The 22,647-nt window shown below is 59.8% G+C and carries 22 protein-coding genes and 1 pseudogene; 13 read left to right on the forward strand and 10 right to left on the reverse strand.

Features of this window, described 5'->3' with window-relative positions:
• Window positions 1-41 precede the first annotated feature (41 nt).
• Window positions 42-563: a ribosome biogenesis factor YjgA gene (gene yjgA / locus ACRER8_RS01495; RefSeq protein WP_431744593.1), complete on the reverse strand. Its 522-nt coding sequence runs from the start codon at window positions 561-563 to the stop codon at window positions 42-44.
• 93 nt (window positions 564-656) lie between these two features.
• Between yjgA and pmbA the strand changes: the two genes are divergently transcribed.
• From pmbA to ACRER8_RS01515, 4 genes and pseudogenes are all read left to right on the forward strand, one after another.
• Window positions 657-2,003, forward strand: coding sequence for a metalloprotease PmbA (pmbA, locus tag ACRER8_RS01500; RefSeq protein ID WP_431744594.1), 1,347 nt, complete (start codon window positions 657-659; stop codon window positions 2,001-2,003).
• Window positions 2,004-2,315: 312 nt separating this feature from the next.
• Window positions 2,316-2,453: pseudogene (locus ACRER8_RS01505) on the forward strand (FagA protein); the annotation flags it as partial.
• 4 nt (window positions 2,454-2,457) lie between these two features.
• Window positions 2,458-3,072, forward strand: a complete 615-nt coding sequence (locus ACRER8_RS01510) for a superoxide dismutase (protein ID WP_431744595.1) — start codon at window positions 2,458-2,460, stop codon at window positions 3,070-3,072.
• 104 nt (window positions 3,073-3,176) lie between these two features.
• Window positions 3,177-4,064, forward strand: a complete 888-nt coding sequence (locus tag ACRER8_RS01515) for a ZIP family metal transporter (protein WP_431744596.1) — start codon at window positions 3,177-3,179, stop codon at window positions 4,062-4,064.
• Window positions 4,065-4,270: 206 nt separating this feature from the next.
• Here ACRER8_RS01515 and ACRER8_RS01520 read toward each other — a convergent pair whose 3' ends face one another.
• Window positions 4,271-4,699 carry a DUF1810 domain-containing protein gene (locus ACRER8_RS01520; protein ID WP_431744597.1) on the reverse strand — a complete coding sequence of 143 codons (429 nt, stop codon included), beginning with the start codon at window positions 4,697-4,699 and terminating at the stop codon, window positions 4,271-4,273.
• A gap of 156 nt (window positions 4,700-4,855) precedes the next feature.
• Here ACRER8_RS01520 and ACRER8_RS01525 point away from each other — a divergent pair, with 156 nt between their 5' ends.
• Window positions 4,856-5,194: a zinc ribbon domain-containing protein YjdM gene (locus ACRER8_RS01525; RefSeq protein ID WP_431744598.1), complete on the forward strand. Its 339-nt coding sequence runs from the start codon at window positions 4,856-4,858 to the stop codon at window positions 5,192-5,194.
• A 371-nt stretch (window positions 5,195-5,565) separates the two neighbouring features.
• On the forward strand, window positions 5,566-5,991 hold the full coding sequence (locus ACRER8_RS01530) for a hypothetical protein (RefSeq protein ID WP_431744599.1): 426 nt from the start codon (window positions 5,566-5,568) through the stop codon (window positions 5,989-5,991).
• Window positions 5,992-6,257: 266 nt separating this feature from the next.
• Here the strand turns inward: ACRER8_RS01530 and ACRER8_RS01535 are convergent, their stop codons facing one another.
• The 4 genes from ACRER8_RS01535 to ACRER8_RS01550 are packed head-to-tail and all read right to left on the reverse strand — an operon-like array spanning window position 6,258 to window position 12,603.
• The gene (locus ACRER8_RS01535; protein WP_431744600.1) at window positions 6,258-7,622 is read right to left on the reverse strand and encodes a heavy metal sensor histidine kinase; all 1,365 of its coding nucleotides are present in this window, start codon (window positions 7,620-7,622) and stop codon (window positions 6,258-6,260) included.
• Complete coding sequence (locus tag ACRER8_RS01540) at window positions 7,612-8,289, reverse strand: heavy metal response regulator transcription factor (RefSeq protein ID WP_431744601.1); 678 nt, start codon at window positions 8,287-8,289, stop codon at window positions 7,612-7,614. Before ACRER8_RS01540 ends, ACRER8_RS01535 begins: the two co-directional genes overlap by 11 nt.
• A gap of 10 nt (window positions 8,290-8,299) precedes the next feature.
• A complete protein-coding gene (locus ACRER8_RS01545; protein ID WP_431744602.1) occupies window positions 8,300-11,434 on the reverse strand; it encodes a multidrug efflux RND transporter permease subunit in 3,135 nt (1,044 codons plus the stop codon).
• Window positions 11,431-12,603: an efflux RND transporter periplasmic adaptor subunit gene (locus ACRER8_RS01550; protein WP_431744603.1), complete on the reverse strand. Its 1,173-nt coding sequence runs from the start codon at window positions 12,601-12,603 to the stop codon at window positions 11,431-11,433. The genes ACRER8_RS01545 and ACRER8_RS01550 overlap by 4 nt, the downstream gene beginning before the upstream one ends.
• Before the next feature lie 374 nt (window positions 12,604-12,977).
• Between ACRER8_RS01550 and ACRER8_RS01555 the strand changes: the two genes are divergently transcribed.
• From ACRER8_RS01555 to ACRER8_RS01585, 7 genes are all read left to right on the forward strand, one after another.
• A complete protein-coding gene (locus ACRER8_RS01555) occupies window positions 12,978-13,208 on the forward strand; it encodes a hypothetical protein (RefSeq protein ID WP_431744604.1) in 231 nt (76 codons plus the stop codon).
• 324 nt (window positions 13,209-13,532) lie between these two features.
• Window positions 13,533-14,117 carry a fimbrial protein gene (locus tag ACRER8_RS01560; RefSeq protein ID WP_431744605.1) on the forward strand — a complete coding sequence of 195 codons (585 nt, stop codon included), beginning with the start codon at window positions 13,533-13,535 and terminating at the stop codon, window positions 14,115-14,117.
• Window positions 14,118-14,178: 61 nt separating this feature from the next.
• On the forward strand, window positions 14,179-14,934 hold the full coding sequence (locus ACRER8_RS01565) for a fimbrial biogenesis chaperone (RefSeq protein ID WP_431744606.1): 756 nt from the start codon (window positions 14,179-14,181) through the stop codon (window positions 14,932-14,934).
• Window positions 14,935-15,096: 162 nt separating this feature from the next.
• A complete protein-coding gene (locus ACRER8_RS01570) occupies window positions 15,097-17,676 on the forward strand; it encodes a fimbria/pilus outer membrane usher protein (protein ID WP_431744607.1) in 2,580 nt (859 codons plus the stop codon).
• A complete protein-coding gene (locus ACRER8_RS01575) occupies window positions 17,673-18,434 on the forward strand; it encodes a fimbrial biogenesis chaperone (protein WP_431744608.1) in 762 nt (253 codons plus the stop codon). Before ACRER8_RS01570 ends, ACRER8_RS01575 begins: the two co-directional genes overlap by 4 nt.
• 2 nt (window positions 18,435-18,436) lie before the next feature.
• Window positions 18,437-19,429, forward strand: a complete 993-nt coding sequence (locus ACRER8_RS01580) for a fimbrial protein (protein ID WP_431744609.1) — start codon at window positions 18,437-18,439, stop codon at window positions 19,427-19,429.
• 106 nt (window positions 19,430-19,535) lie between these two features.
• On the forward strand, window positions 19,536-19,772 hold the full coding sequence (locus ACRER8_RS01585; RefSeq protein WP_431744610.1) for a hypothetical protein: 237 nt from the start codon (window positions 19,536-19,538) through the stop codon (window positions 19,770-19,772).
• A gap of 184 nt (window positions 19,773-19,956) precedes the next feature.
• Here the strand turns inward: ACRER8_RS01585 and ACRER8_RS01590 are convergent, their stop codons facing one another.
• The 4 genes from ACRER8_RS01590 to ACRER8_RS01605 all read right to left on the reverse strand — a co-directional run bounded on the left by ACRER8_RS01590 (window position 19,957) and on the right by ACRER8_RS01605 (window position 22,591).
• A complete protein-coding gene (locus tag ACRER8_RS01590; protein WP_431744611.1) occupies window positions 19,957-20,709 on the reverse strand; it encodes a YkgJ family cysteine cluster protein in 753 nt (250 codons plus the stop codon).
• Between the two features lie 112 nt (window positions 20,710-20,821).
• Window positions 20,822-21,139 (reverse strand): hypothetical protein, encoded by a 318-nt coding sequence (locus tag ACRER8_RS01595; RefSeq protein WP_431744612.1) that lies wholly within the window; start codon window positions 21,137-21,139, stop codon window positions 20,822-20,824.
• Window positions 21,140-21,191: 52 nt separating this feature from the next.
• Window positions 21,192-21,653: a GNAT family N-acetyltransferase gene (locus ACRER8_RS01600; protein WP_431744655.1), complete on the reverse strand. Its 462-nt coding sequence runs from the start codon at window positions 21,651-21,653 to the stop codon at window positions 21,192-21,194.
• 41 nt (window positions 21,654-21,694) lie between these two features.
• Window positions 21,695-22,591 carry a chemotaxis protein CheV gene (locus ACRER8_RS01605; protein WP_431744613.1) on the reverse strand — a complete coding sequence of 299 codons (897 nt, stop codon included), beginning with the start codon at window positions 22,589-22,591 and terminating at the stop codon, window positions 21,695-21,697.
• Window positions 22,592-22,647 lie beyond the last annotated feature (56 nt).

A 22,647-nucleotide genomic window follows, 5' to 3' on the forward strand; every position in this document is an offset into this window, starting at 1 on the left:
TGGGCGTCGCGCCGGGCGAAGTGTCACCCGGCGCGACAGGTTCAACGCAATCCGCGCTTGGTTTCGTCCAGTTCGCGGATGTATTTGAAGATTTTGCGGGTCGCGGTTGGGGCCTTGTTCTGCTTGGCTTCGTGCTGGGCCTGACGTATCAGCGAGCGAAGCTGCTGACGATCGGCTTCCGGGTATTCGCCGACGAACTGTTCGAGTACGTCGTCAGTACCCGTCACCAGGCGATCACGCCAGCGTTCCAGATTGTGAAAGCGCTCGTTGTATTGGCGCGTGGAGGCATCGAGCTGATCGAGCAGCACCAGGATCTCGTCCAGGTTCTGATCGCGCATCAGCCGGCCGATGAATGAAATGTGACGTTTGCGCGCGATATGCGCGGTGTGCTTGGGAGCATCGGCCAGTGCCCGACGCAACTCGTCGGTTAGCGGCAGCTTGGCCAGCACATCGGGTTTGAATGTCGTCAGGCGTTCGCCCAGATCCACCAGAGCATGAAGCTCTTTTTTGATCTGGGTTTTGCTTTTCTCTCCGTCGAAGGAGTCGTCGTAAGAATCAACCATGGGGGCAGTCCGCAAATAAACGCCGCCATGATAACCAGTCAGGGGCCAATTGTCCGGCCCGGCTGCCGAAATCCGAATTTGATGGAGTAAGTCATGAGTGCATCAGAAAGCGTCGGCCCGCAGGCCCTGCCAGCGCTGCAACAGCAGGTTGAGCAAATCGTCGCCGAAGCCAAGCGTCAGGGCGCGACGGCCTGCGAAGTCGCGGTGTCCGTGGATCAAGGGCTGTCGACCTCGGTTCGTCAACGTGAAGTCGAAACCGTCGAGTTCAACCGCGACCAGGGTTTCGGCATCACCTTGTACGTTGGTCAGCGCAAAGGCTCGGCCAGCACCTCGGCCAGCGGTCCTGATGCGATCCGCGAAACCGTCGCAGCTGCACTGGCCATCGCCAAACACACCTCTGAAGACGAAAGCTCGGGCCTTGCCGATGCAGCCTTGATGGCCAAAGAGCAGCCGGACTTCGACCTATTCCACCCCTGGAATATCAGCCCGGAAGAAGCCATCGAGCGCGCCTTGATCTGCGAAGCGGCGGCGTTCGATGCCGACAGCAGGATCAAGAATGCCGACGGCACCACACTGAACGTGCATCAGGGCTGCCGCGTGTACGGCAACAGCCACGGTTTCATCGGCGGCTACGCCTCGACCCGTCACAGCCTGAGCTGCGTGATGATCGCCGAGAAAGACGGCCAGATGCAGCGCGATTACTGGTACGACGTCAGCCGCCAGGGTGAGCTGTTGATGGACGGCCGGTTGATCGGCCAGAAGGCCGCCGAACGCGCCGCAAGTCGTCTCGGCGCGCGTCCTGTGCCGACCTGCGAAGTGCCGGTTCTGTTTTCGGCTGAACTGGCGGGCGGTCTGTTCGGCAGCTTTCTGGGCGCGATTTCCGGCGGCAACCTGTACCGTAAATCTTCGTTTCTCGAAGGCGCGATCGGTCAACGTCTGTTCCCGGAATGGATGACCATCGACGAGCGGCCGCATCTGATGCGCGCCATGGGCAGCTCGGCGTTCGACGGTGACGGTCTGGCGACGTACGCCAAACCGTTCGTCGAAAACGGCGATCTAGTGTCTTACATGCTCAGCACCTATTCGGGCCGCAAGCTGGGTCTGCCCAGCACGGCGAACGCAGGCGGTGTGCACAACCTGTTCGTTTCTCATGGCACCGAAGACCAGGCGGCGCTGATCCGGCGCATGGGCCGCGGGCTGCTGGTGACTGAACTGATGGGCAGTGGCCTGAACATGGTTACCGGCGACTATTCCCGCGGCGCTGCGGGGTTCTGGGTCGAGAACGGCGAAATTCAGTTTCCGGTCCAGGAAGTGACCATTGCCGGCAACATGCGCGACATGTTCAAGCAGATCGTCGCGGTGGGCAGTGATCTCGAACTGCGCAGTAACATCCGCACCGGTTCGGTGCTGATCGAGAAGATGATGGTTGCTGGCAGCTGATCTCCTTCACCTACGCCATACCCAAGGCCTGCCATGCGTGGGCCTTGGGATATCGCCCGCGCAAATCCCGCCACCGGCGAACTCTTGAACTGACCCCCGAAATGTCAGACGACCATTCGCAACTTATCTACCGCATTTTTTCCAGCAAGCCGGCTCCTAGAGCGGAGTCGCGTTGTCTTCCTGACAAACGCCGGTAAGCGCGCCAGCCTTTATTGTTTTCACCTTTGCCTTCGCCAACTCCAAGTACCGGGGTTGTTTTGATTCTTAAACTCATTTAATAATGCCTCTCATTCGTCAAATTAGCCTAAGGTCGTGGGCACTGTCCTGTACGAACGTTCTCATCTGGAAAACTGGCGTGCGCTGAGTCTGCGGATTCGCTGTGCGCTGGATCCCTATGAGCCTCGTGTCATGCAACCCCGCTGCTGCCGGCACTTGTCCTCTGGAGGTTATTGATATGCCCTATACCTTGCCTGCCTTGCCCTACGCCTACGATGCCCTTGAGCCGCACATCGATGCGCAAACCATGGAAATCCACTACACCAAGCACCACCAGACCTACATCAATAATCTGAACGCTGCCGTCGAAGGCACTGAGTACGCCGAATGGCCGATCGAAAAGCTGGTCGCCAGTGTCGGTCAACTGCCGGAAAAACTGCGCCCGGCAGTGATCAACCAAGGTGGCGGTCACGCCAACCACTCGTTGTTCTGGGAGGTCATGAGCGCTAAGGGCGGCGGTCTGCCAACTGGAGACCTGGCCAAAGCCATCGACGAGCAACTGGGCGGGATCGAGGCCTTCAAAGAGGCGTTCACCAAAGCCGCGCTCACCCGTTTCGGCAGCGGCTGGGCCTGGCTGAGCGTGACCCCTGAGAAGAAGCTGGTGGTCGAAAGCAGCGGCAACCAGGACAGCCCCTTGATGAGCGGCAACACGCCAATCCTCGGTCTGGACGTCTGGGAGCACGCCTACTACCTGCGTTATCAGAATCGCCGCCCTGAATACATCGCCGCGTTCTACAACGTTGTGAATTGGGACGAAGTCGCCAGGCGCTATGAAGCAGCACTCGCAGAATAACTTTGACGCAAAGCGGCTGCGCATCGGTCATGCTGCGTTAAAAGCTGGCTTGCGTGACCGCCGCTCGCTTTGCGCACAAACTTAATAATGAAGTAAGGCGGTCTATGCGCTCGGCGTTTCTCACAATCAGCAGCGGACGGTTGTTTCGTCTGGCCTTGGGTTCGATTCTGTTACTGGCCGGCACGGGGTTGCTGATCGCTCAAGGGTTGTCGTGGTTAAGTCTTGAACCACGGATGCTGCGAGCGCTGGAGGGCGGCGCGATATGCGCGTTGGGCACCGCCTTGGGCGCGGTGCCGGTATTGGTGATTCGCGGGATGCCGGTGGCGGTATCCGACGGATTGCTGGGCTTTGGCGCCGGGATCATGCTCGCCGCGACCGCTTTCTCTCTGATCGTGCCAGGCCTGAGCGCGGCGCAGGGCCTGGGCTTCTCGCAATGGGGCGCTGGCGCCCTGATCAGCTTCGGCATTCTTGCCGGGGCAGTCGGGCTGTTCATTGTTGACACTCTTGTCTCGCAAGGTCCGCATCTGGCGGACGTCGCGGAAAAGCCGGCTATCCCTTCGAATATCTGGTTGTTCGTCATCGCGATCATCGCCCACAACATTCCGGAAGGCATGGCGGTCGGCGTCTCGGCTGGCGGCGGCCTGGCCCATGCCGACAGTCTGGCGATGGGCATTGCCATACAGGATGTGCCGGAAGGTCTGGTAATCGCGCTGGTTTTGGCTGCGGCGGGCATGTCGCGGGTCAATGCCTTTCTGATCGGTGCTGCGTCGGGTCTGGTTGAGCCGGTATTCGCCGTGCTCTGCGCCTGGCTGGTGGAGATTGCCGCATGGCTGCTGCCGATTGGTCTGGCCTTGGCGGCCGGGGCGATGCTGCTGGTAGTGACACACGAAATCATCCCCGAATCCCGCCGCAACGGGCACGACAAGATCGCCAGTTTCGGGCTGCTGGTCGGGTTTTGTCTGATGATGGTGATGGATACGGCGTTGGCGTGAACGCGGATGACCTGTGGAAGCGAATTCGTTCGCCAAGCGGCGCTATAGCTGGCCCAGATGTATCGGCTGTACTGGCCAATGGCGAATCAATTCGCTCCCACAGGCAGTGTGTTTACGCGGTGCCCTCTGCGAGCGAATTGATTCGCGACGCGGCGGTACGGCTGATACAGCTCTGCTGGCTGTACCCTTTTTCGCAGCGAAAGGTTTCAGCTTTGCCCGAGTCTCGTGACCGTCGCGCTGTCCGGTTTGCCAGCAAAAAACGCTTCGATCACCTGCGCAAAAAGCGGATTCTCCGGCGCGACGCTGGCAAACAACGTCATGCTTGACCGCAGCTTCAAGTCATCCGGTGAACCCATGATGTCTGTCGCGCTGCGGTGTCGCCACTGCAACAGGGCGCGGCTGCAGCTTTCCAACCGGGCACCCAGGCAAGGGTGGTGCAGATACGCTAGCGCCTCCTCACGCCCCGAAATCCCGAAGCGTTGCGCCATCTCGCTGTGACCCAGGCCCTTGAGCTGCGGGAAGATGAACCACATCCAGTGGCTGCGCTTGCGCCCGTTGCGCAGTTCCGACAGGGCCTTTTCAAAGACAGATTCCTGCGCATCCAGAAAACGTTGCAGGTCGTATTGATCGTTCATCAGAGCCTCCCGCGTCATCGGCGCCGCCAGCGGCAGCGCATAAGTCTTATGACTGCCAGGATGAGCAGGGTTCCCGGCCGATTCAAGCGCGTTGCGCGCCTGCCCATAAAAACCCTTATAATCCTGCGCCTATTTCTATCTGATGCGAGATCCGCCGTGAGCTTACCGCCGTGCCCAAAATGCAATTCCGAGTACACCTATGAAGACGGCAACCAACTCGTCTGCCCGGAATGCGCCCACGAGTGGTCCGCTGATGGCGCGGTTGAGGCCAGCGATGACGTGAAAATCATCAAGGACGCCGTCGGCAATACACTGCAGGACGGCGATACCGTGACCGTGATCAAAGACCTCAAGGTCAAGGGCTCATCGCTGGTGGTCAAGGTCGGCACCAAGGTCAAGAACATCCGCCTGGTGGACGGCGACCACGACATCGACTGCAAGATCGACGGCATCGGCGCGATGAAACTGAAGTCCGAGTTTGTGAAGAAAGGCTGATGACTGGCTTGAGGCCGTGCCCAGGGTCATTGTCAGGTGCGCGCACATTGTAAGAGCCGGCTTGCTGGCGAACGCGGAGTGTCAGGAAACTCATCTGCAACTGACCCGCCGAGTTCGCCAGCAAGCCGGCTCCTACAGCCAGGCGCGGAGTTGTTGTCTGTTCAACTCGGCAAATTCATCCCGAACGTATTCACCCCATCTTCGCTGCGGGCGGGCGAAGACCGTGCCGCGTGCACCCTCAAGCATAACCATCCCTCTCCATTTCAGACGTTTCCCACAGATTAAGTGGGCATCCCACGCATAAACCTCCCCGCGAATCCTGCAGCCTCTCGTTGATTACGGATCAGCGTTTGTTACTACGAGGAGCGTTCGTGTCGAATTTCTATCAGTATTTCAATGAAAACATGGAGAACATGGGCCTGCCCGCGCCTCGAACGCTTTTCAGCTCGGTCACGAGCGCGGTTGCGACAGCGACAACGCTTCTTGGCCAGATAGAGAAGTTCGGTAAGCATGTAACGATCAATGAGTTGCTGCGGGCGGGTACAAAACTCGAGCAGCTTGCAATCATTGGGGCGTGTTCGGCCGCCTTCTACGTTGGGGCGGTGATCGGCAGTATCGCCGTTGCCACGGGCAGGGTGCTTGGTAGTGGCGCGACATTGGCAGATATGCTTTTCACTGCTCATCGACACGGCCTGCAGACAGATTGGCTGAGCCAGTGCCTATACATGTATCCCGGTATCTACCAATCCGATGTCCCAGGGAAATCCCAGTACCGATTTCGCGGGCGCATAGCATGAGCGACTCAATCATTCTTTTAATCGCAGCCGCTATCGTCGCGTTGGCCGCGTGGGGATTCTGGCGTTACCTTGGGATGGATGCTTTTCAAGTGCTAAGCACTGTCATGGTTGTAGTGTTTGCTGTGGATAATTTGCGGTTGAGGCGGGAGTTGAGGAAGGGCAGGGAGAAACGTTGATCATTTGCCTGAGCACATGCCCGGTCTCATTGGCCGATGCGTGCACTTTGTAGGAGCCGGCTTGCCGCGGGTAGGCGCGGAGTTACCTGTTCAACTCGGCAAATTCATCCCGAACGTATTCACCCCATCTTCACTGCGGGCGAAGACCGTGCCGCCGTGCATCAATGCAATGGCTTTGACGATCGCCAGCCCCAGGCCGTGATTGGCGCCGCTGTTGCTGCGTGAGGCGTCGACCCGGTAAAAGCGCTCGAACAATTTCGGCAAATGCTCACCAGAAATCTGCGCGCCCGGATTGGCCACACCAATGCTCACGTGATCCCCTTCATCGGCGATATCCACATGAATGATCTGGCCCGGCTTGGTGTGCTGCACGGCATTGTGCAACAGGTTGATCAGCGCGCGGCGCAGATGGGCTTTTTCAATTGGCGCATTCGCGTCGCCGCGCACCTGAACCTGCACCTGCGCGTCTTCGAGGATGAAATCCAGATAATCCAGGGTCGTCGCCACTTCCTCCGCCAGCGATGACTCGGTCAGCTCGGTGGCCTTGCTGCCCTGATCGGCGCTGGCCAGAAACAGCATGTCGTTGATGATCGAACGCAGTCGCTCCAATTCTTCCAGATTCGATTGCAGCACTTCGAAATAATGTTCGGCGGAACGCCCGCGGGTCAGTGCCACCTGGGTCTGGCCGATGAGGTTGGTCAGTGGCGATCGCAGTTCGTGGGCGACATCGGCGTTGAATGATTCAAGCCGCGAATAGGCCTGCTCGACGCGCTCCAGCGTCGAATTGAACGAGGTCACGAACTGATCCAGCTCAGGTGGCAACGATGACAATTGCAAGCGCCCGGACAGCCGTGGCGGCGCCAGTTTGCGCGCCTCCAGAGACAGGTCGAGCAGGGGCTTGAGACCGATGCGCGCTACCCAGTAACCCAACGCCGACGCCAGGGCGATACCGATGGCGGCCAGGCTGATCAAGGCAATCAACAATGAGTGCTGGGTCTGCCAGAAGGTCTCGGTGTCGATGGCCGTCAGAAAGCGTAGGGGTGGTCGCTGATCCTTGGCCGGGAACTCGCTGACCAGCACTTTGAAGGGATAGTCGTGATCGTTCAGGCTCAGATCGCGCATGCCCAGCGGGCCCTTGGCGAATGCGCGGATTGCGGCGTCGGGGTTGCCGAACTCGTAGGTGGAATTGTCACTGACGACCCAGAAGCGCAGGCGCTTGTCTTCTTCACTGAGCAGCTTGAGCTTGGCGTTGATCTTGGCCCAATGCTCAGGGGTGCCATAACGCTGCACCGCCGACTCAAGCACGCTGTAACGCGCGTCGACCTCTGCTGCCGGCAACAGGCCCAGCCCCTTGTCCACTTGCAGGTACAAGGCGCAACCGATCAGCAGGAACACCAGCAGTGCGACGAGCGCAAACATGCCGCTCAGGCGCAGCGCGATGGAGTTAGTCGCCACGACGGCTCTCCAGCACGTAGCCCATGCCGCGAATGGTGTGCAGCAGTTTCTGTTCGAACGGGCCGTCGAGCTTGGCACGCAGGCGTTTGATGGCGACTTCGACGACGTTCGCGTCACTGTCGAAATTGATGTCCCAGACCATCTCGGCAATCGACGTCTTGGAGAGGATTTCCCCCTGACGACGAGCCAGTACGCTGAGCAGCGAGAACTCCTTGGCGGTCAGGTCCAGGCGCGAACCTGAGCGCGTGGCCTTGCGGCTGATCAAATCGATCCAGAGATCGGCGATGCTGATCTGCACCGGCTCATGACCGCCGCTGCGACGAGTAAGGGCCTGCAGGCGTGCTACCAGTTCCAGGAAGGAAAAAGGTTTACCGAGGTAATCGTCCGCGCCTTCACGCAGGCCGCGGATACGGTCATCTACATTCTCCCGGGCAGTGAGCATGATCACCGGGGTCTGCTTGCGCGCACGCAGGGCTCGCAGCACGCCATAGCCATCCAGGCCCGGCAGCATGACGTCGAGAATGATCACCGCATATTCGCTCTCCAAAGCCATATGCAGACCTTCGATGCCATCCCGGGCAACATCCGTGGTGTAACCCTGTTCGGTCAGACCACGGTGCAGGTAATCAGCGGTTTTCTCTTCGTCTTCGATAATCAGGACGCGCATTGGTCCACTCTCACTTTTCGGTAACCAGCATTGCCGCAGTTTTTTTGCCCGTTGAGGGCGGTGTCGGTGTGGCTATCGGATGCCTGCGATGGAAGATTCGTTCCAGCTGCAGGTAAATCACTGGCGTGGTGAACAGCGTCAGCGCCTGACTCACCAGCAGCCCGCCCACGACCGCGATGCCCAACGGCTGACGCAATTCGGCGCCGACACCATAGCCGAGCATCAGCGGCAGGGCACCGAGCAATGCCGCCAGGGTAGTCATGATGATCGGCCGGAAACGGGTCAGACATGCCTCATAAATGGCGTCCTGCGGCGAAAGGCCGCGATGCCGCTGACCTTCCAACGCGAAATCCACCAGCAGGATGCCGTTCTTCTTGACGATACCGATCAGCAACACGATACCGATCAGGCCCATGATCGAGAAATCCTGGCCCATCAACCACAGCAGCAACAGCGCGCCAATACCGGCCGAGGGCAGGGTGGAGATAATGGTCAGCGGGTGCACGAAGCTCTCGTAAAGCACACCGAGAATGATGTACACCGCCACCAGCGCCGCCAGAATCAGCCACGGCTGGTTGGCCAGTGAGCTCTGAAACGCCTGGGCCGCCCCCTGGAAGTTACCGATGATCGAGGCAGGCATGCCGATCTCGTTCTTCGCCTGATCGAGGATCTGCACCGCATCGCCCAACGCTACGCCGGCCGACAGGTTGAACGACAGGTTGGCGGCCGGGAACATGCCGTCGTGGGAGATCGACAGCGGCCCCATCGTCGGCGCGCTGACCTTGGCCAGCGCCGACAGCGGCACCATTTCGTTGGTCAGCGGCGAACGCAGATAGAAGTAATTAAGGCTCTCGGCCTTGCCACGCTGTGACGGATCGAGTTCGAGAATGACTTTGTATTGGTTTATGTCGGTCTGGTACTCGTTGATCTGCCGCTGACCAAAAGCGTCATACAACGCCTGATCGACGTCGGCAGTGGTCAGGCCGAAGCGCGCGGCGGCGCTGCGATCAATGTCCAGATGGGTGACGCTGCCGCCCAGTTGCAGATCATTGGACAGGTCGCGAAACGCCGGAATGGTCTTGAGTTTTTCGGTGAGCTTCTGCGTCCACAGGTTCAGCAGCGCGCCGTCGTTGCTTTTAAGCACGTACTGGTATTGCGCTCGACTGGGGCCGGAACTCAGGTTGATGTCCTGACCGGCGCGCAGGTACAACACGATGCCGGGGATCTTCGCCAGTTTGGGGCGGATGCGGTCGATGAACTCGCTGGCGGAAACGTCGCGGTCTTCGCGATCCTTCAATGCAATCCACACCCGGCCGTTGGCGATGGTCTGGTTGCTGCCGCTGACGCCCACCGAGTGCGAGAAGGCTTTGACCGCCGGATCCGCAGCGATGATCTTGGCCAGCTGTTTGTGTTTCTCGACCATGTCCGGGTAGGAAATGTCCGCGGCGGCCTCGCTGGTGCCCATGACCATGCCGGTGTCCTGCACCGGGAAGAAGCCCTTGGGAATGAGCACATAGCCCGCCACTGCGAGCACCAGCGTCAGGCCGAAAATACCCAGCATCGTGCGTTGGTGGGCGAGGGCATAGCGCACGCCTCGGGCATAGTGCGCCAACAGTTTTTCGCCGAAACCGGGGTTGGCGTGGGCGTCGTGTTTCGGCGCTCGCATGAACAGCGCGGCGAGGGTCGGTGCCAGGGTCAGGGACACCATCACCGAGATCAGAATGGTCGAGGTCGCGGTCAGCGCGAACTCCTTGAACAGCCGCCCGACCACCCCTCCCATGAACAGCAGCGGAATGAACGCTGCAATCAGCGAGAAGCTTATAGACACCACGGTAAATCCGATCTCGCCTGCACCCTTGATCGCCGCGTCGCGCATGCTCTCGCCAGCTTCCAGATGTCGGTGGATGTTCTCCACCACCACGATCGCATCGTCCACCACAAAGCCGACGGCCACCACGATCGCCACCAGGGTCAGGTTGTTGAGGCTGAAGCCAAGCACATACATCAGGGCGAAACTGGCCACCAGCGACACCCCCAGCACAGCGGTCACGATCAGCGTCGCCGACAGCTGGCGCAGGAATAGCGCCATCACCGCGATGACCAGCACGATGGCGATCAGCAGGGTCATTTCCACTTCGTGCAGTGATGCGCGGATGGTTTTGGTGCGGTCGCTGAGGACTGTGACATCCACCGACGCAGGAAGCATTTCCTGCAGGCGTGGCAACTCGCCCATTACCCGATCCACCGTCTCGACAATGTTGGCGCCGGGCTGGCGGAAGACCACGATGTTCACGCCCTGCTGATCCCCGGACCAAGCGTTGACGTAGGCGTTTTCCGCGCCGTTGATCACGCGAGCGACATCGCGCAGATGAACCGGGGCGCCGTCTTTGTAGGAAACGATCAGCTGTTCGTAGTCCTGCGCCTGAAACAACTGGTCGTTGGACGCCAGGGTCGAAATGTTGTCCTTTCCGTACAGCGCGCCCTTGGCCAGGTTAAGGCTGGTCTGCTGCAACGTGCCGCGCAAGTCGGCCAGGGTCAGGCCGAGGGAGGCGAGCTTTTCCGGCGCCGCCTGTACACGTATGGCCGGACGCCGCTGACCGGTGATGTTGACCTGTCCGACACCGTTGATCTGACTCAACTGACGGGCCAGAAGGGATTCGGTGATGTCGCTCAGCTCGGTGGCGGGCATTAGATTGGAGCTGACGCTGAGAATCAGTACCGGGCTGTCGGCGGGATTGACCTTGCGCCAGGTTGGCGCGGTCGGCAGGTCGGCGGGCAGTCGCCCCGATGCGGTGTTGATGGCCGCCTGGACTTCCTGGGCGGCGGTGTCGATGCTCTTGTTCAGCACGAATTGCAGCGTCAGGTTGGTCGAGCCCAATGCGCTGCTCGACGTCATCTGGGTCATGCCGGGAATGGCACTGAATTGCACTTCGAGCGGCGTTGCCACCGACGAGGCCATGGTTTCAGGGCTGGCGCCGGGCAGGGTCGCGGAGACCTGAATGGTGGGGAATTCGGCTTCCGGCAACGGCGCGACCGGCAAGCGCGGAAAGGCAATGCAACCCAGCAGAATCAGAGCGAAGGTCAGCAGAACGGTAGCGATCGGGTGATTCACACACCACGCGGAAATTGATCCGTGGCCCTTCATTTGGCCACTCCCGCAGGCGCCGTCTCGGCGTCGGCCAGGGTGTCCACCGGTTCAGCCTTGACCACTTCGATGTGCGATCCGTTCTTGAGTCGCGACTGACCGTCGCTGACCAGCACGTCGTCGGCGTTCACGCCGCTGATCAGGGTCAGGTCGCTGTCCTGATACAGCACTTTGACCGGGACCACTTCGACGCTGTCGCCTTTGACGCGATACACGTAATGCTGGTCCATGCCGCGTTGCACCACTTGCGGCGGCACTTTCAGCGCATCGCGATCGATGGCGGTCTGAATGCGCACGGTGACCAACTGGCCAGGCCAGAGCTTTTCGGCAGCATTCTCGAACACAGCTTTGGCGCGGATCGTACCCGTGGTCGCGGCCACCTGGTTGTCGATCAGAACCAGTTTGCCTTCGCCCAACAACGTCCCGGTGGTGCCTTCGCCTACATACGCGTTGACCTTGGCGGGAGTGGGAGAGGCAAGCAGGTCGTGCAGCGTCGGGAGCATCTGCTGCGGCAGCGAAAACTCCACGGAAACCGGGTCGATCTGGGTCACCGAGAACAGGCCGATCGCGTCGCTGACTCGCAGGAAATTGCCCTCATCGACATTGCGGATGCCCACACGGCCCGTCACTGGAGAGCGAATCTGAGTGTAGGAAAGCTGCACCTGCGAGGCATTGATCGACGCCTGATTCCCCAGCACGGTGGCCTTGAGTTGATTGACCAGCGCTTGCTGCTGGCCGTATTGCTGCTTGGAGATGCTGTTGTCGACGGTGAGCAGTTTGTAGCGCTTGAGGTCGACTTCGGCAACGTCCAGTTGCGCCTGACTCTGGCTCAGTTGCGCCTTGGTCTGTTCCAGTGCCGCACGAATGGAGCGGTCGTCGATGGTCGCCAACAGATCCCCTGTCTTGACCTGTTGACCTTCCTTGACCATCAGTTTGGTCAGGATGCCATCCACCTGTGGCCGGATCACCACACTTTGCAACGACAGCACCGAACCGATGCCCGTTACGTAGCGAGGTACGTCCTGCTTGACCACGTTGATCACTTGAACCGGCACGGCCGCAGACGCACTGATCTTTTTCTCGGCGGGACGCTTGAATGACCAGATACCCACCGCAATCAGCAAAGCGAGAGCAACGACGGCTAGCACAGATTTTTTCTTTTTGTACATACAGGGATAACGCCAGCGAAAGTGTGGAGGGCGGATAATCGGAAGCGTTCTTTATAAACCTTCGACCCGGTCAGCAAAATGACTGCTACCTGTCAATATTGTCAGTTGGATAAGGGCGGAGCATGAAGTTGAATAAAGAAATGGCGTAACAAGGCGATATCAAGATGGAGCGCAGAAAATTCCTACAAGTACGTTCGTGAATTCTGGTCGATTGTCTGCGGCTCGACTTAACTGTGATATGTGGGTCTTCACTCCGGGGTGTAGCGATGAAAAGTAAAAAGACCGTTTCGACGTTTTTTTCGATCGCGTTTATCGGGGCTTTCGTACTATTCGGACCAGTAGCTTCAGCAGCCTCGGCAAAGGAAAGTGCCCTCATGTTCCACGGACAGCTCGTCAACGCTGGATGCGAAGCCAGGGTGCTCACTGGCCCGTCGCAGTTGCACGGACTCAAATCCCTGAAAGTGAATGCCAGCCTTACCCTGGGCCTGGTTGCCCATGATGACGCATGCGAGGGCGCCGCGGTGCCGGTGTCGATGGCTTATGTTGAGCGCACATCAGTCGCCATTGGCGCACACAGCGGCATCGTGACCCTGACCTACCAATAACGCCGACGTTCGCACTGCCCGAGCGCAATAACCGCCTCGGCCGATTTCGGCCCGGGCGGTTTTTTTTGTGCCTGTCGATTGCCGACGCCTTACAAGGTCGCAGTAAAGATCGGCCAAACCTTTTTTTTCGTGACCCCCGGCAAAGCCACGCCTTTCGAGGGCTGCAGCTTTGGTCTGTAACGTCCTACAGAAAGATCTGGCAAGCGCCACTGTCATTTCTGCAAGTTCAAGGTAGATAGCCTGACATCCGGTCCTGAGCCGCCCGCTTATAGTTCTCATCGTCCTCTGGGGCACACACGAAATGACACAAGGAACGTCGTTAACATGAAAAAGATTTCTCTTTCTCTGGCTATCGTGGCCGCAATGGGGCTCAGCGTCGCGGGCACTGCCAACGCTGCGAACAATGGCAGATTGGTGTTCAACGGCACCCTGACCGATATCACATGCGACGTCGGTGCCGGCACCGGTGCGAGCGCAGGCAATAACCCGGGCGAGATCAACGTTGATCTGGGCAACGTATCATTCGTCGAAATCGGCACCTTCGCCGATAACAAGCTGGAAACCGCATCGCCAATTCAGCTGCTGGTCAACTGCACCGGCGGCGCTGCACAGTACAACACGGTGAACATGCGCTTCGTCGCTCGTCAGGGCAGCGGCCTGGATAACCTGGATCAGCGACTTTTGCGCACCACTGGCGCGGCCGACGGCGTGGGCATCGGCCTGTTGAATTCTTCGTACCAGCTGATGGATCTGAGCGGTAATGAAACTATCCCCGCCCCGCTGGTTCAGGATGGAGCCGGTGGCGCGACCGCTGAACTCAACTTCGGCGCGGTGTATGTGTTGAACACTGCAGCCACCAACCCGGGCAACGCGGATGGCTTCCTGCCGTTTGTGATGGACTATCAGTGAAGCAACAGGCGGGGTGAGCACCGCTCGTCCCGCCACCCTCCGATTTCGAGACGCTCCCATCATGTTTTTTCTCCCTCTTCGGTGCTTCGCGCGCGGGTTGTGCGCGGGACTGGCAACGATACTCGCCGCCCAGGCACAGGCCGGCATCGTGCTGAACACCACGCGAGTCATCTATCCGGCGACCGACAAGGAGGTCAGCCTGCAGGTGCACAACACCGGGACCGGCGAAATCCTGGCGCAGTCCTGGCTTGAGGCCGACAGCGAGAACCCGTCGTTGAACAGTCCGCTGTTTGCCATCACCCCCTCGTTGGCGCGAATGGCCGGCAATGCCAAGCAACTGATCAGAATCATCTACTCCGGCGAAGGCCTGCCGAACGACCGCGAGTCGGTGCTCTGGCTCAATGTTCAAGAGATCCCCCAGAGCGCCCGCGAGAACGAACTGCAGATCGCTATCCGGCAACGCATCAAGTTGTTCTACCGGCCACAGGGGCTGGCTGAAGATCCGCTGAAGGCGGCGCAATCGCTGCAATGGCAGCTGCGCGATGGGCGGCTTGAGGTCACTAATCCCGGGCCCTATCACGTCTCGATGATCAAGCTTGGCGCCACGCATCAGGGAAAGGTGGTTCTTCAGGAGGACAGCCGAATGCTTGCGCCGAAAGCTCGGTTGCAGTTGCCGTTGAAGCCGCTGACGCAACGCGGGCCTGTGGATCTGGCGTTCATCAGCATCAATGATTTCGGTGCTCAGGAGCCCTATCGGGTGACGGTTTCTGGCGAGCGAGCGACTCAGGCCAGCAAGGCCGATTCACGCCCTGACTAGCACCCGACGCGCTGGTCGGGATTTTTCGTTGACCTATTTTTTGAGCCGGATGTGTGTCCGGCTTCTGCGTCGCACGCGTGTGAGAAAGGATTCTGCAGCGCATCGACACTCAGAGCACGAGTGAAATTAGCTAATGGAACGGCGAGACAAGAACATCAAGGGATGTATTTCGGAAACCGTCCTGCCGTGGAGCCGCAGGTCCGCATCGAGACCGCACGTCACGTCAGGGCGTCACCCGCTTTCCATCTGTATCGTCGCCACCGCCGCATGGGTGGTCGGCTCCAGCGCAATGGCAATGACCGACGGCAGCAGCGACAGGGCAATCCGATTTCGCCATCGGCCGGGGTGAAATTCAACACTGCTTTCATTCAGGGCACGGACCAGCCAGCGGATCTGGAAAACTTTCTCCAAGGTAACAGCGTGGTGCCGGGCACTTATCGCATCGACATCTACGTCAACCGCGCACTGAGCGGGCGGCGTGACATTACCTTTGTCGCGAACCCGGCCAGCGGTGCGACCGAAGCGTGCCTTACCCTGGAAATGCTGGGGCAATTCGGGATGAATACCGCAGGCCTGGCCAGCACCGATACTGCGCAAAGTCAGTGTTTCGATTTGCCGGCGAAGGTCGAATTCGCCCACGTCGAGTACCAGCCCACCAGCCTGCGGCTGAATATCAGCATCCCCCAGGCGATGATGTCGCGCAGCGCCCGTGGCTACGTGGCGCCTGAGCTGTGGGACGAGGGCGAAGCGGCCGCGTTCGTCAATTACAGCTTCAGCGGTGTGCGCCGTACCCGAGCCGATCAGACCCGGGATCAGTACTATCTCGGCCTGCGCAATGGACTGAACCTGGGCGCATGGCGGCTGCGCAATGAGTCCTCGCTGGTCTATGGCGACGCTCAGCCGTATCGTTTTCGTAGCAACCGGACCTTTCTCCAGCGCGACATCACTGCACTCAAAAGCCAGTTGACCCTGGGTGAAACCTTTACCGATTCGCAGGTATTCGACAGCGTGCGTTTCATCGGCGCGATGCTGGCGTCGGATGACGGCATGCTGCCCGACAGCGAGCGGGTCTATGCGCCGGTCATTCGTGGTATCGCCGAGACCAACGCGACGGTGGAGGTGCGGCAGGGCGGTTTCATGCTTTACAGCGGCAACGTTTCGCCGGGGCCCTTCGAGATTTCCGACATCTATCCCAGTGGTTCCAATGGCGATCTGGAAATCACCGTGATCGAGGCCGACGGGCGCAGACGGGTGTTCGTTCAGGCCTACGCGTCGTTGCCGATCATGGTGCCCAAGGGGGCTTTACGTTACAGCCTCGCTGCTGGCCATTACGACAGCCATGATGAGTCCGGAGCGTCGCCGGCATTTACCAGCACGACGCTGATTTACGGCCTGACGGAGCAGCTGACCGCCTTCGGTGGCGCTCAAGTGGCCGAGGATTTCCAGGCAGGGAACGTCGGCGCGGGAGTCAATACCGGGTTGGGCGCAGTCTCGCTGGACCTGACCCAATCCATCAGCCGCCAGCAGCGCCAATCCTACTCCGGGCAAAGCCTGCGCCTGCGTTACGCCAATACGCTGGATTTGACCAACACCACGCTGGCGGTGGCCGGTTATCGATACTCCACCGATCAGTACCGCACCTTCGATGAGCATGTCGAACAACTGCAGGCGCATGATGGAACCGCTATTGGGCGCGTCATCGGAAGGGCCAAGGATCGCGTCGAGTTCAACCTGACGCAGGCACTGGCCGAGCAGTCAGCGTCGCTGAGCCTTACCGGTTCCGAGCAGCGATACTGGGATTCGACAGGCAAGACTCGACAGTTGTATCTGTCATGGAATGCCGCTTGGCGCAGCCTCAGCTATGGCATTTCTGTGGAGCGCAATCAGACCTTCCAGCGTGACGGCCGTAGCCAGTCGGACAACCGCATCGCGCTCACGTTGAGCCTGCCGCTGGGCGACAGCCCGTCTTCGTCGCGTGCATTTTTCAATGCCGTGCGCGACAGCACGGGCGATTCCAACATGCAGGGCGGCCTGAATGGGCAGGTCTTCGAGGACCGTAACACTTTCTATTCCCTGCAGGCCGGACGCGACAGCCGCTCGGGGGCCAGCGGTTTCGGCAAGATCAACACGACGACGCCGTTCGGGCGCTTCGATGCCGGATACGGTCAGGGCCGTGACTACCGCGCCTTGAGTGTCGGGGCCACGGGGTCGGTGGTCGCTCACGCCGGGGGTGTGAATTTCGGACAGCCGTTGGGTGAAACCTTCACGCTGGTGCAGGTCAAGGGTGTCCCTGGTGCCCGTCTGAGCAATTACAGCAACATCGAAACGGCCAGCAACGGCTACGCCGTTGTTCCTTACGCCCAGCCTTATCGCGCCAATTGGATCAGCCTCGATACCCGCCAACTGGGCGCCGACATCGAACTGGAAAACGCCGTGACTCAAGTCATCCCGCGTCGCGGCGCCGTACCGGTGGTCAATTTCAAGGCGCAGGTCGGGCGACGCGTGCAGTTCGAGCTGGTTCTCGACGATGGCAGCCGTTTGCCCTTGGGCGCCGTGGTCGAGGATGAGCATGGCAAGCTGCTGGCTGCCGTCGATCCCACCAGTCGCGCCCTGGTCTTGAGTGAGCAGGACAGCGGCGAGTTGGTGGTGAAATGGTCCGATCAAAAGTGCCGTGCGCATTTCGATTTGCCTTCCCGAGATCCGCAACGTACCTACGACCGGGTCAAGGTGGTCTGCCTATGAAGTGGACGACAGTGGTATTGGTGGTGGCCGCGCTTTTTTGCAGCGATGCTCGAGCGGTGGTGTCGTTGGCCGGGACGCGACTGGTATTCGATGGTCGATTTAGTGAGGCGACGATCGATGTCGGTAATCCCGGCAACGCGCCGGTGTTGATTCAGTCCTGGCTCAAGGATGCCCGAGGTGATCAGGCAGCGTCGGACGATTTGCCGTTCGTGCTCACTCCGCCTCTAGCGCAGTTACCGGCTCAAGGCAGGCAGACATTGCGCGTGCTTTATCAAGGCGTTGGCATGCCCGCAGATCGAGAGTCGCTGCTGCATTTGTATGTGCTGGAAGTACCGCGCCGCAGTCAGGCCAGGCAGCAGCTGAACATCGCCGTGCGCCAGCGCATCAACGTGTTCTATCGCCCGGCCGGGTTGGCTGGCGATCCGGCTGAAGCTGCGCAGAGTCTCGCCTGGCAAATGGACGCCCCGGATCACGCCATGGTCAAGGTACGTAATCCGAGCCCCTTCCATGTGTCGCTGCATCAACTTGCCATCAACGAGATCGAGATCGCTGAAGACCTGATGCTCGAACCGTTTTCCGCGCACTCGCTGCGGATACCGGAAACGCTAGCCCAGGGCGTCAAGGATGGAAACCTGAGCTTCAAGGCACTGACAGATTACGGCGGCCTACGCGACTTTTGCGCGCCATTTCAGGCTGGCACGCCATTCAATGCCCGCTTGCGTCCGTCCGGCGCTCAATCATCCATAAGGAAATGCTGACCATGACGACCTTGTTTTTCTCACGCTGGTGTCCGACGTTTCTTCTGGTCATGCTGGTGTCTGCCTCCGCGATGGCCATGACCTGCAAGACTCAGGGTTCGGGCGAGGCAGTGATTCGCGCGGACCTGAGCAGCACCGTGGCCATCCCCGCGACATTGCCGGACGGTAGCGCGGTCTGGCGTTCGGAGCGGCATCATCTCGCCATTGAGTGTTCGCGAGAGCAGTCCGGGCCTGCGGAAGATGTGGTGTTGTATCTGAACCCTGAAAACCAGCAGATTGGTGAGGGAATTCGTGCCGGGCTTACGCTCAATGGCGTCGATTACGTGCAAAGCAACGGGCGGATTCCCACGCAACAGGTGCTTCCGGCCTGCACTGAGGGCGCTGGCAACATTCCAGCCTGCCCAAAGGTCGCCTTCAACTTGCCGTTTTCCGTGTTCATCGAGAAATTCGGCCCTACACCGCCATCGGGTGTGGCCAGCGATTTGCTCGACTATCGGATGTTTCAAGTCGACAGCGCGAACGGCATGAACCCGCTGCCGGACAACAACCTCAACTACGTTATCAACAACCTGGCCGGCCTGCGGTTCGTTGCCTGTAATGCCGAGATGCGAGTGTTGCCGGAAACGGTCGAGTTCGGCAGCGTGCCGATCATGAATGTTCGCGTGGGCGAAGTGGCGACATTCCAGCGATTCGCCCTTGCCACCAGTCGCATCTGCGACTCACCGTTCAGCCTCAACGCACGGTTTACCCCGGTGTCCGGGATGTTGTCCGGCGACGTGCTGGTGCCCGTGGGCAATGACAGTATCGGTATCCGCATCACCCATGCGCCGGCGCATCGACCGATTCGTTTCAATGAGCCGTTTCACGTGATCGATTTGCCGGACGACACCTATTCCGCCACCGCCGATTTCAATGCCGAACTGGTGTGGCAGACCAACACGCCGGTGCCCGGACCGTTTTCAGCTGAGGTGCTGGTGGATCTGTTCTACAAGTAGGCCGTTGCTCGGTTGCTACAGGCGGTTGCATGGGGATTCAGGTATGCTGCGCGGCTTGCGGGCCCAGCCTGCTCACCCATCGACCGTTTCTCGACACGGAGCTTTCATGACCGCCCCCGAACATACGCAAGCTCCCGACCCGGTCGCCGAATCGGCGCACGTCAGTACCGAGGCCGGCGACAAGAAACCGCTGATTGCGCCCTTCAGTTTTCCGTTCAAACCGGGAGAGTTGATGCAGGCGAAGAAGGATCGGTCCTACTACAAGGGATCGGGCAAGTCGAACCACGACAAACGCCCCGGCGCCGCTCCCTCGGGTACTCGTCGTTCGATGGGCAAACGCTGATCGGCTTCGCCCGATAGTCGAATATCACTGCCAAATGCCTCGGCCGCCGCACAAATTGCTGTGTCGGCGCGAATTCCTGTGGCAGCACGGCTTGCCAGCGATAGCGATCTCAAGGACGCCCCCGGCAAGCCGTACAAGATGTTGCCTTGGAACCTACTCCATCTCCGGGAAGGCTCGAGAAGTCTCACGCGCTTTGCAGCGGGATGAACATATAGCTCACCGACTCGGTCGTCTCCAATCGCGCGCCTGCCTGCCGCAGCGCCTGAGTCGCGACATCGCCGATGACGCGAAAGCTCCACTCGCCATCGTGGACGGGCACTGGAGCCTGGGTAGTGAAACGGGAAACGGCGGCAGCGAATGCGTTCATATCGGGCAGCCAGGCAACGAAACCGTTGCCCTTGAGGGCTGTGGTTTTGATGCCCAGGGCCATGCAGATGGCGTGTTTGCGCGCGATGTCATCACGATCGGCCTGTCGGGATTGTTCGATCAGCGCCAGCAATTGCCGATCCACCAGCTGACCGCCGACGATCATGTCCGGCCCTTGGCTCCAGGCCTCGGGCGGGCAGTCCTTGGCTTGGGGACGCAGTGGAATGTGTGGATTGATCTCCATGGGATAGATGCGGCATACCAGCGGTCGGCGATCATAGATACGGCAAAGGTTATCGGCATCGAGATTGCGACAGCGCCCGGCGTTGTAAGCGGCGAACGTGATCGCCACCATCGCCTGCGCCGAACCGCTGCTTACCGGGTGAGAACGGCGAGTGGCGTGAATGATCTGCTCAGGTGGCACGCCATAACCGTCAGCCAGAAACGCTTCGGTCAACACAATCACCGAACCGCCGTCGGCCGCCCACTGCGCGGCTTCTGCAAGTGTCAGCGGGACGTGATGATCGGTGCAGCATTTGCCGCAGCCGACGCACGAAAATTGTGTATTCATCAGAGAAGAGGCGCCGCCGGACCAGGGGGAAAAACCATAACCCCGCATTGGCGATTTGTCATCACGAAAGGGGGTTGAAGGGGCGCGCGGGGCGGTCGGCGAGTAAACGGGGTTATTTCTTCGGTAACGTCGTGACGTTATCCCACTCGGTGATCAGCGCTTTCTTGTTCTTGCGGTCGTACAGGCACAACTCGGTGCCGGTCTTGTTCTTCATGAACGTCTGTTTGTACTCCCCTCTGATCAACAACGCGTTGTAGCCCACGCTGTCATCGAACATCGCCGAGGCCCCGGCAGGCCTGGCGTTCTTCAAGGAGCTGGCAGCGACGCAACTGTCGACCAGCGTCTTGTCGAATGCCTTCCAGGCGTCCGGGCTCGAGGCACTGGCCTGCCCGGCAACGGCGGCGAGCAGCAGTAGGGTGGTCCTTTTCATGCGAGTCTCCATCGGTGTCTTTATCAACAGAATGACAGCGACTTTGACTGGCTCACCGAGGTTCTAGTTCGCAGCGCTGCACGTACTGCATTCCGGCGCGTTCATACAGGCGGCGAGCTGTCAGATTGCTTTCCATGACCTTCAGATCGACATATCCCTCGTGACGCTCGGCGAAGGCCTTGAATACCTGACGCAGCAGCGCAAGGCCCACCCCACGGCCTTGCGCCCGAGGATGAACCACCAGATTGCGGATGAACGAACTGGTCCAGCACTGCGCCACTGCCACCACGCCCAATGGATCTTCCACGACCAAACACAACCTCCGATCAAACTCCGCGTCGTTCTTGAAACCGTGCAGCCAGGTCTCGTACTCAGGAACGCGACCGCCGCCAAGCTCGGTACCCAGCATCAACACGTGGTGAACAGCCCCGGCGTTCTCGGCGCTGAATGCGACCAGGCGCAACGACTGCGGCCAGGCCACCGCTCGAAGGGGCTGGCCGAGGTCACGACGCATCAGCCAGTAGTGGCTGGTGGATGCGTCGTGGGGGGCGGGTCTCAGATCCCCTGAGCTTCGACCGTACGTGCGGCTTCGATCAAGCATCGTGTCAGCTCGGGCGATGAAAACTTGGTCAGGACAGCGTTGGCGCCTGCCGCCTTGGCTTTTTCGGCGTTCATGGCGCTGTCCAGCGAAGTGTGCAGCAACACATACAGCTCCTGGAAGTCCGGCGTCTCGCGCAGGGTGCGAGTGAATGCGTAGCCGTCCATCTCCGACATCTCGATGTCGGACACCACCACGTTGATTTGCTGCGCGGTGCCTTGCAAGTCCAGCAGATGATCGATCGCCTCTCTTGCGCTGCGCGCGGTGTGACATTCGATCCCCAGATTGCGCAGGGTGATGACCGACTGCTGCAGCGCAACCTGGCTGTCATCGACCACCAGAATGCGCGCTTTGGTCAGCACCTCGATTTCTTCTGGGCTGAGCTCTGCCGGTGCTGCGAGGATCTGGGCCGGCGCGATGCCGTGAATGACCTTTTCGATATCCAGTACCTGAACCAGTGTGCCGTCCACCTGTGTGACGCCGGTGATGAACGACTTGTTACCCGAGCCGAAGGGTGGCGGGCGGATGTCGGTGGTCAGGCAATGGACGATCTTGCTCACGGCCTGCACATGCAACCCCTGCTTGGAGCGGCTGACATCGGTGACAATCAGGCAACCGCCGTGCGGATCGAGCAGCGGACGTTCGCCGATGGCGCGGCTTAAATCGATGACTGATAACGAATTGCCGCGCAGTGTCGCCACGCCTTTGACATGTGGATGCGATTCGGGCAGCCGGGTGAGGGGCGGGCAGGGGATGATTTCACTGACCTTGAGCAGGTTGATCGCCATCAACTTTCCGCTGCGTAACGTGAACAGCAGAAGCGAGAGCGAATCTGCTCGGACGTTTTTGGACATATGAACCTTCTGTCATGCAATGTCTGAATGCGCCTGAACGCGCGAACAGCTGTAGA

This window comes from Pseudomonas sp. (genome assembly GCF_050739935.1).
In the GTDB taxonomy this organism is placed as follows: domain Bacteria; phylum Pseudomonadota; class Gammaproteobacteria; order Pseudomonadales; family Pseudomonadaceae; genus Aquipseudomonas.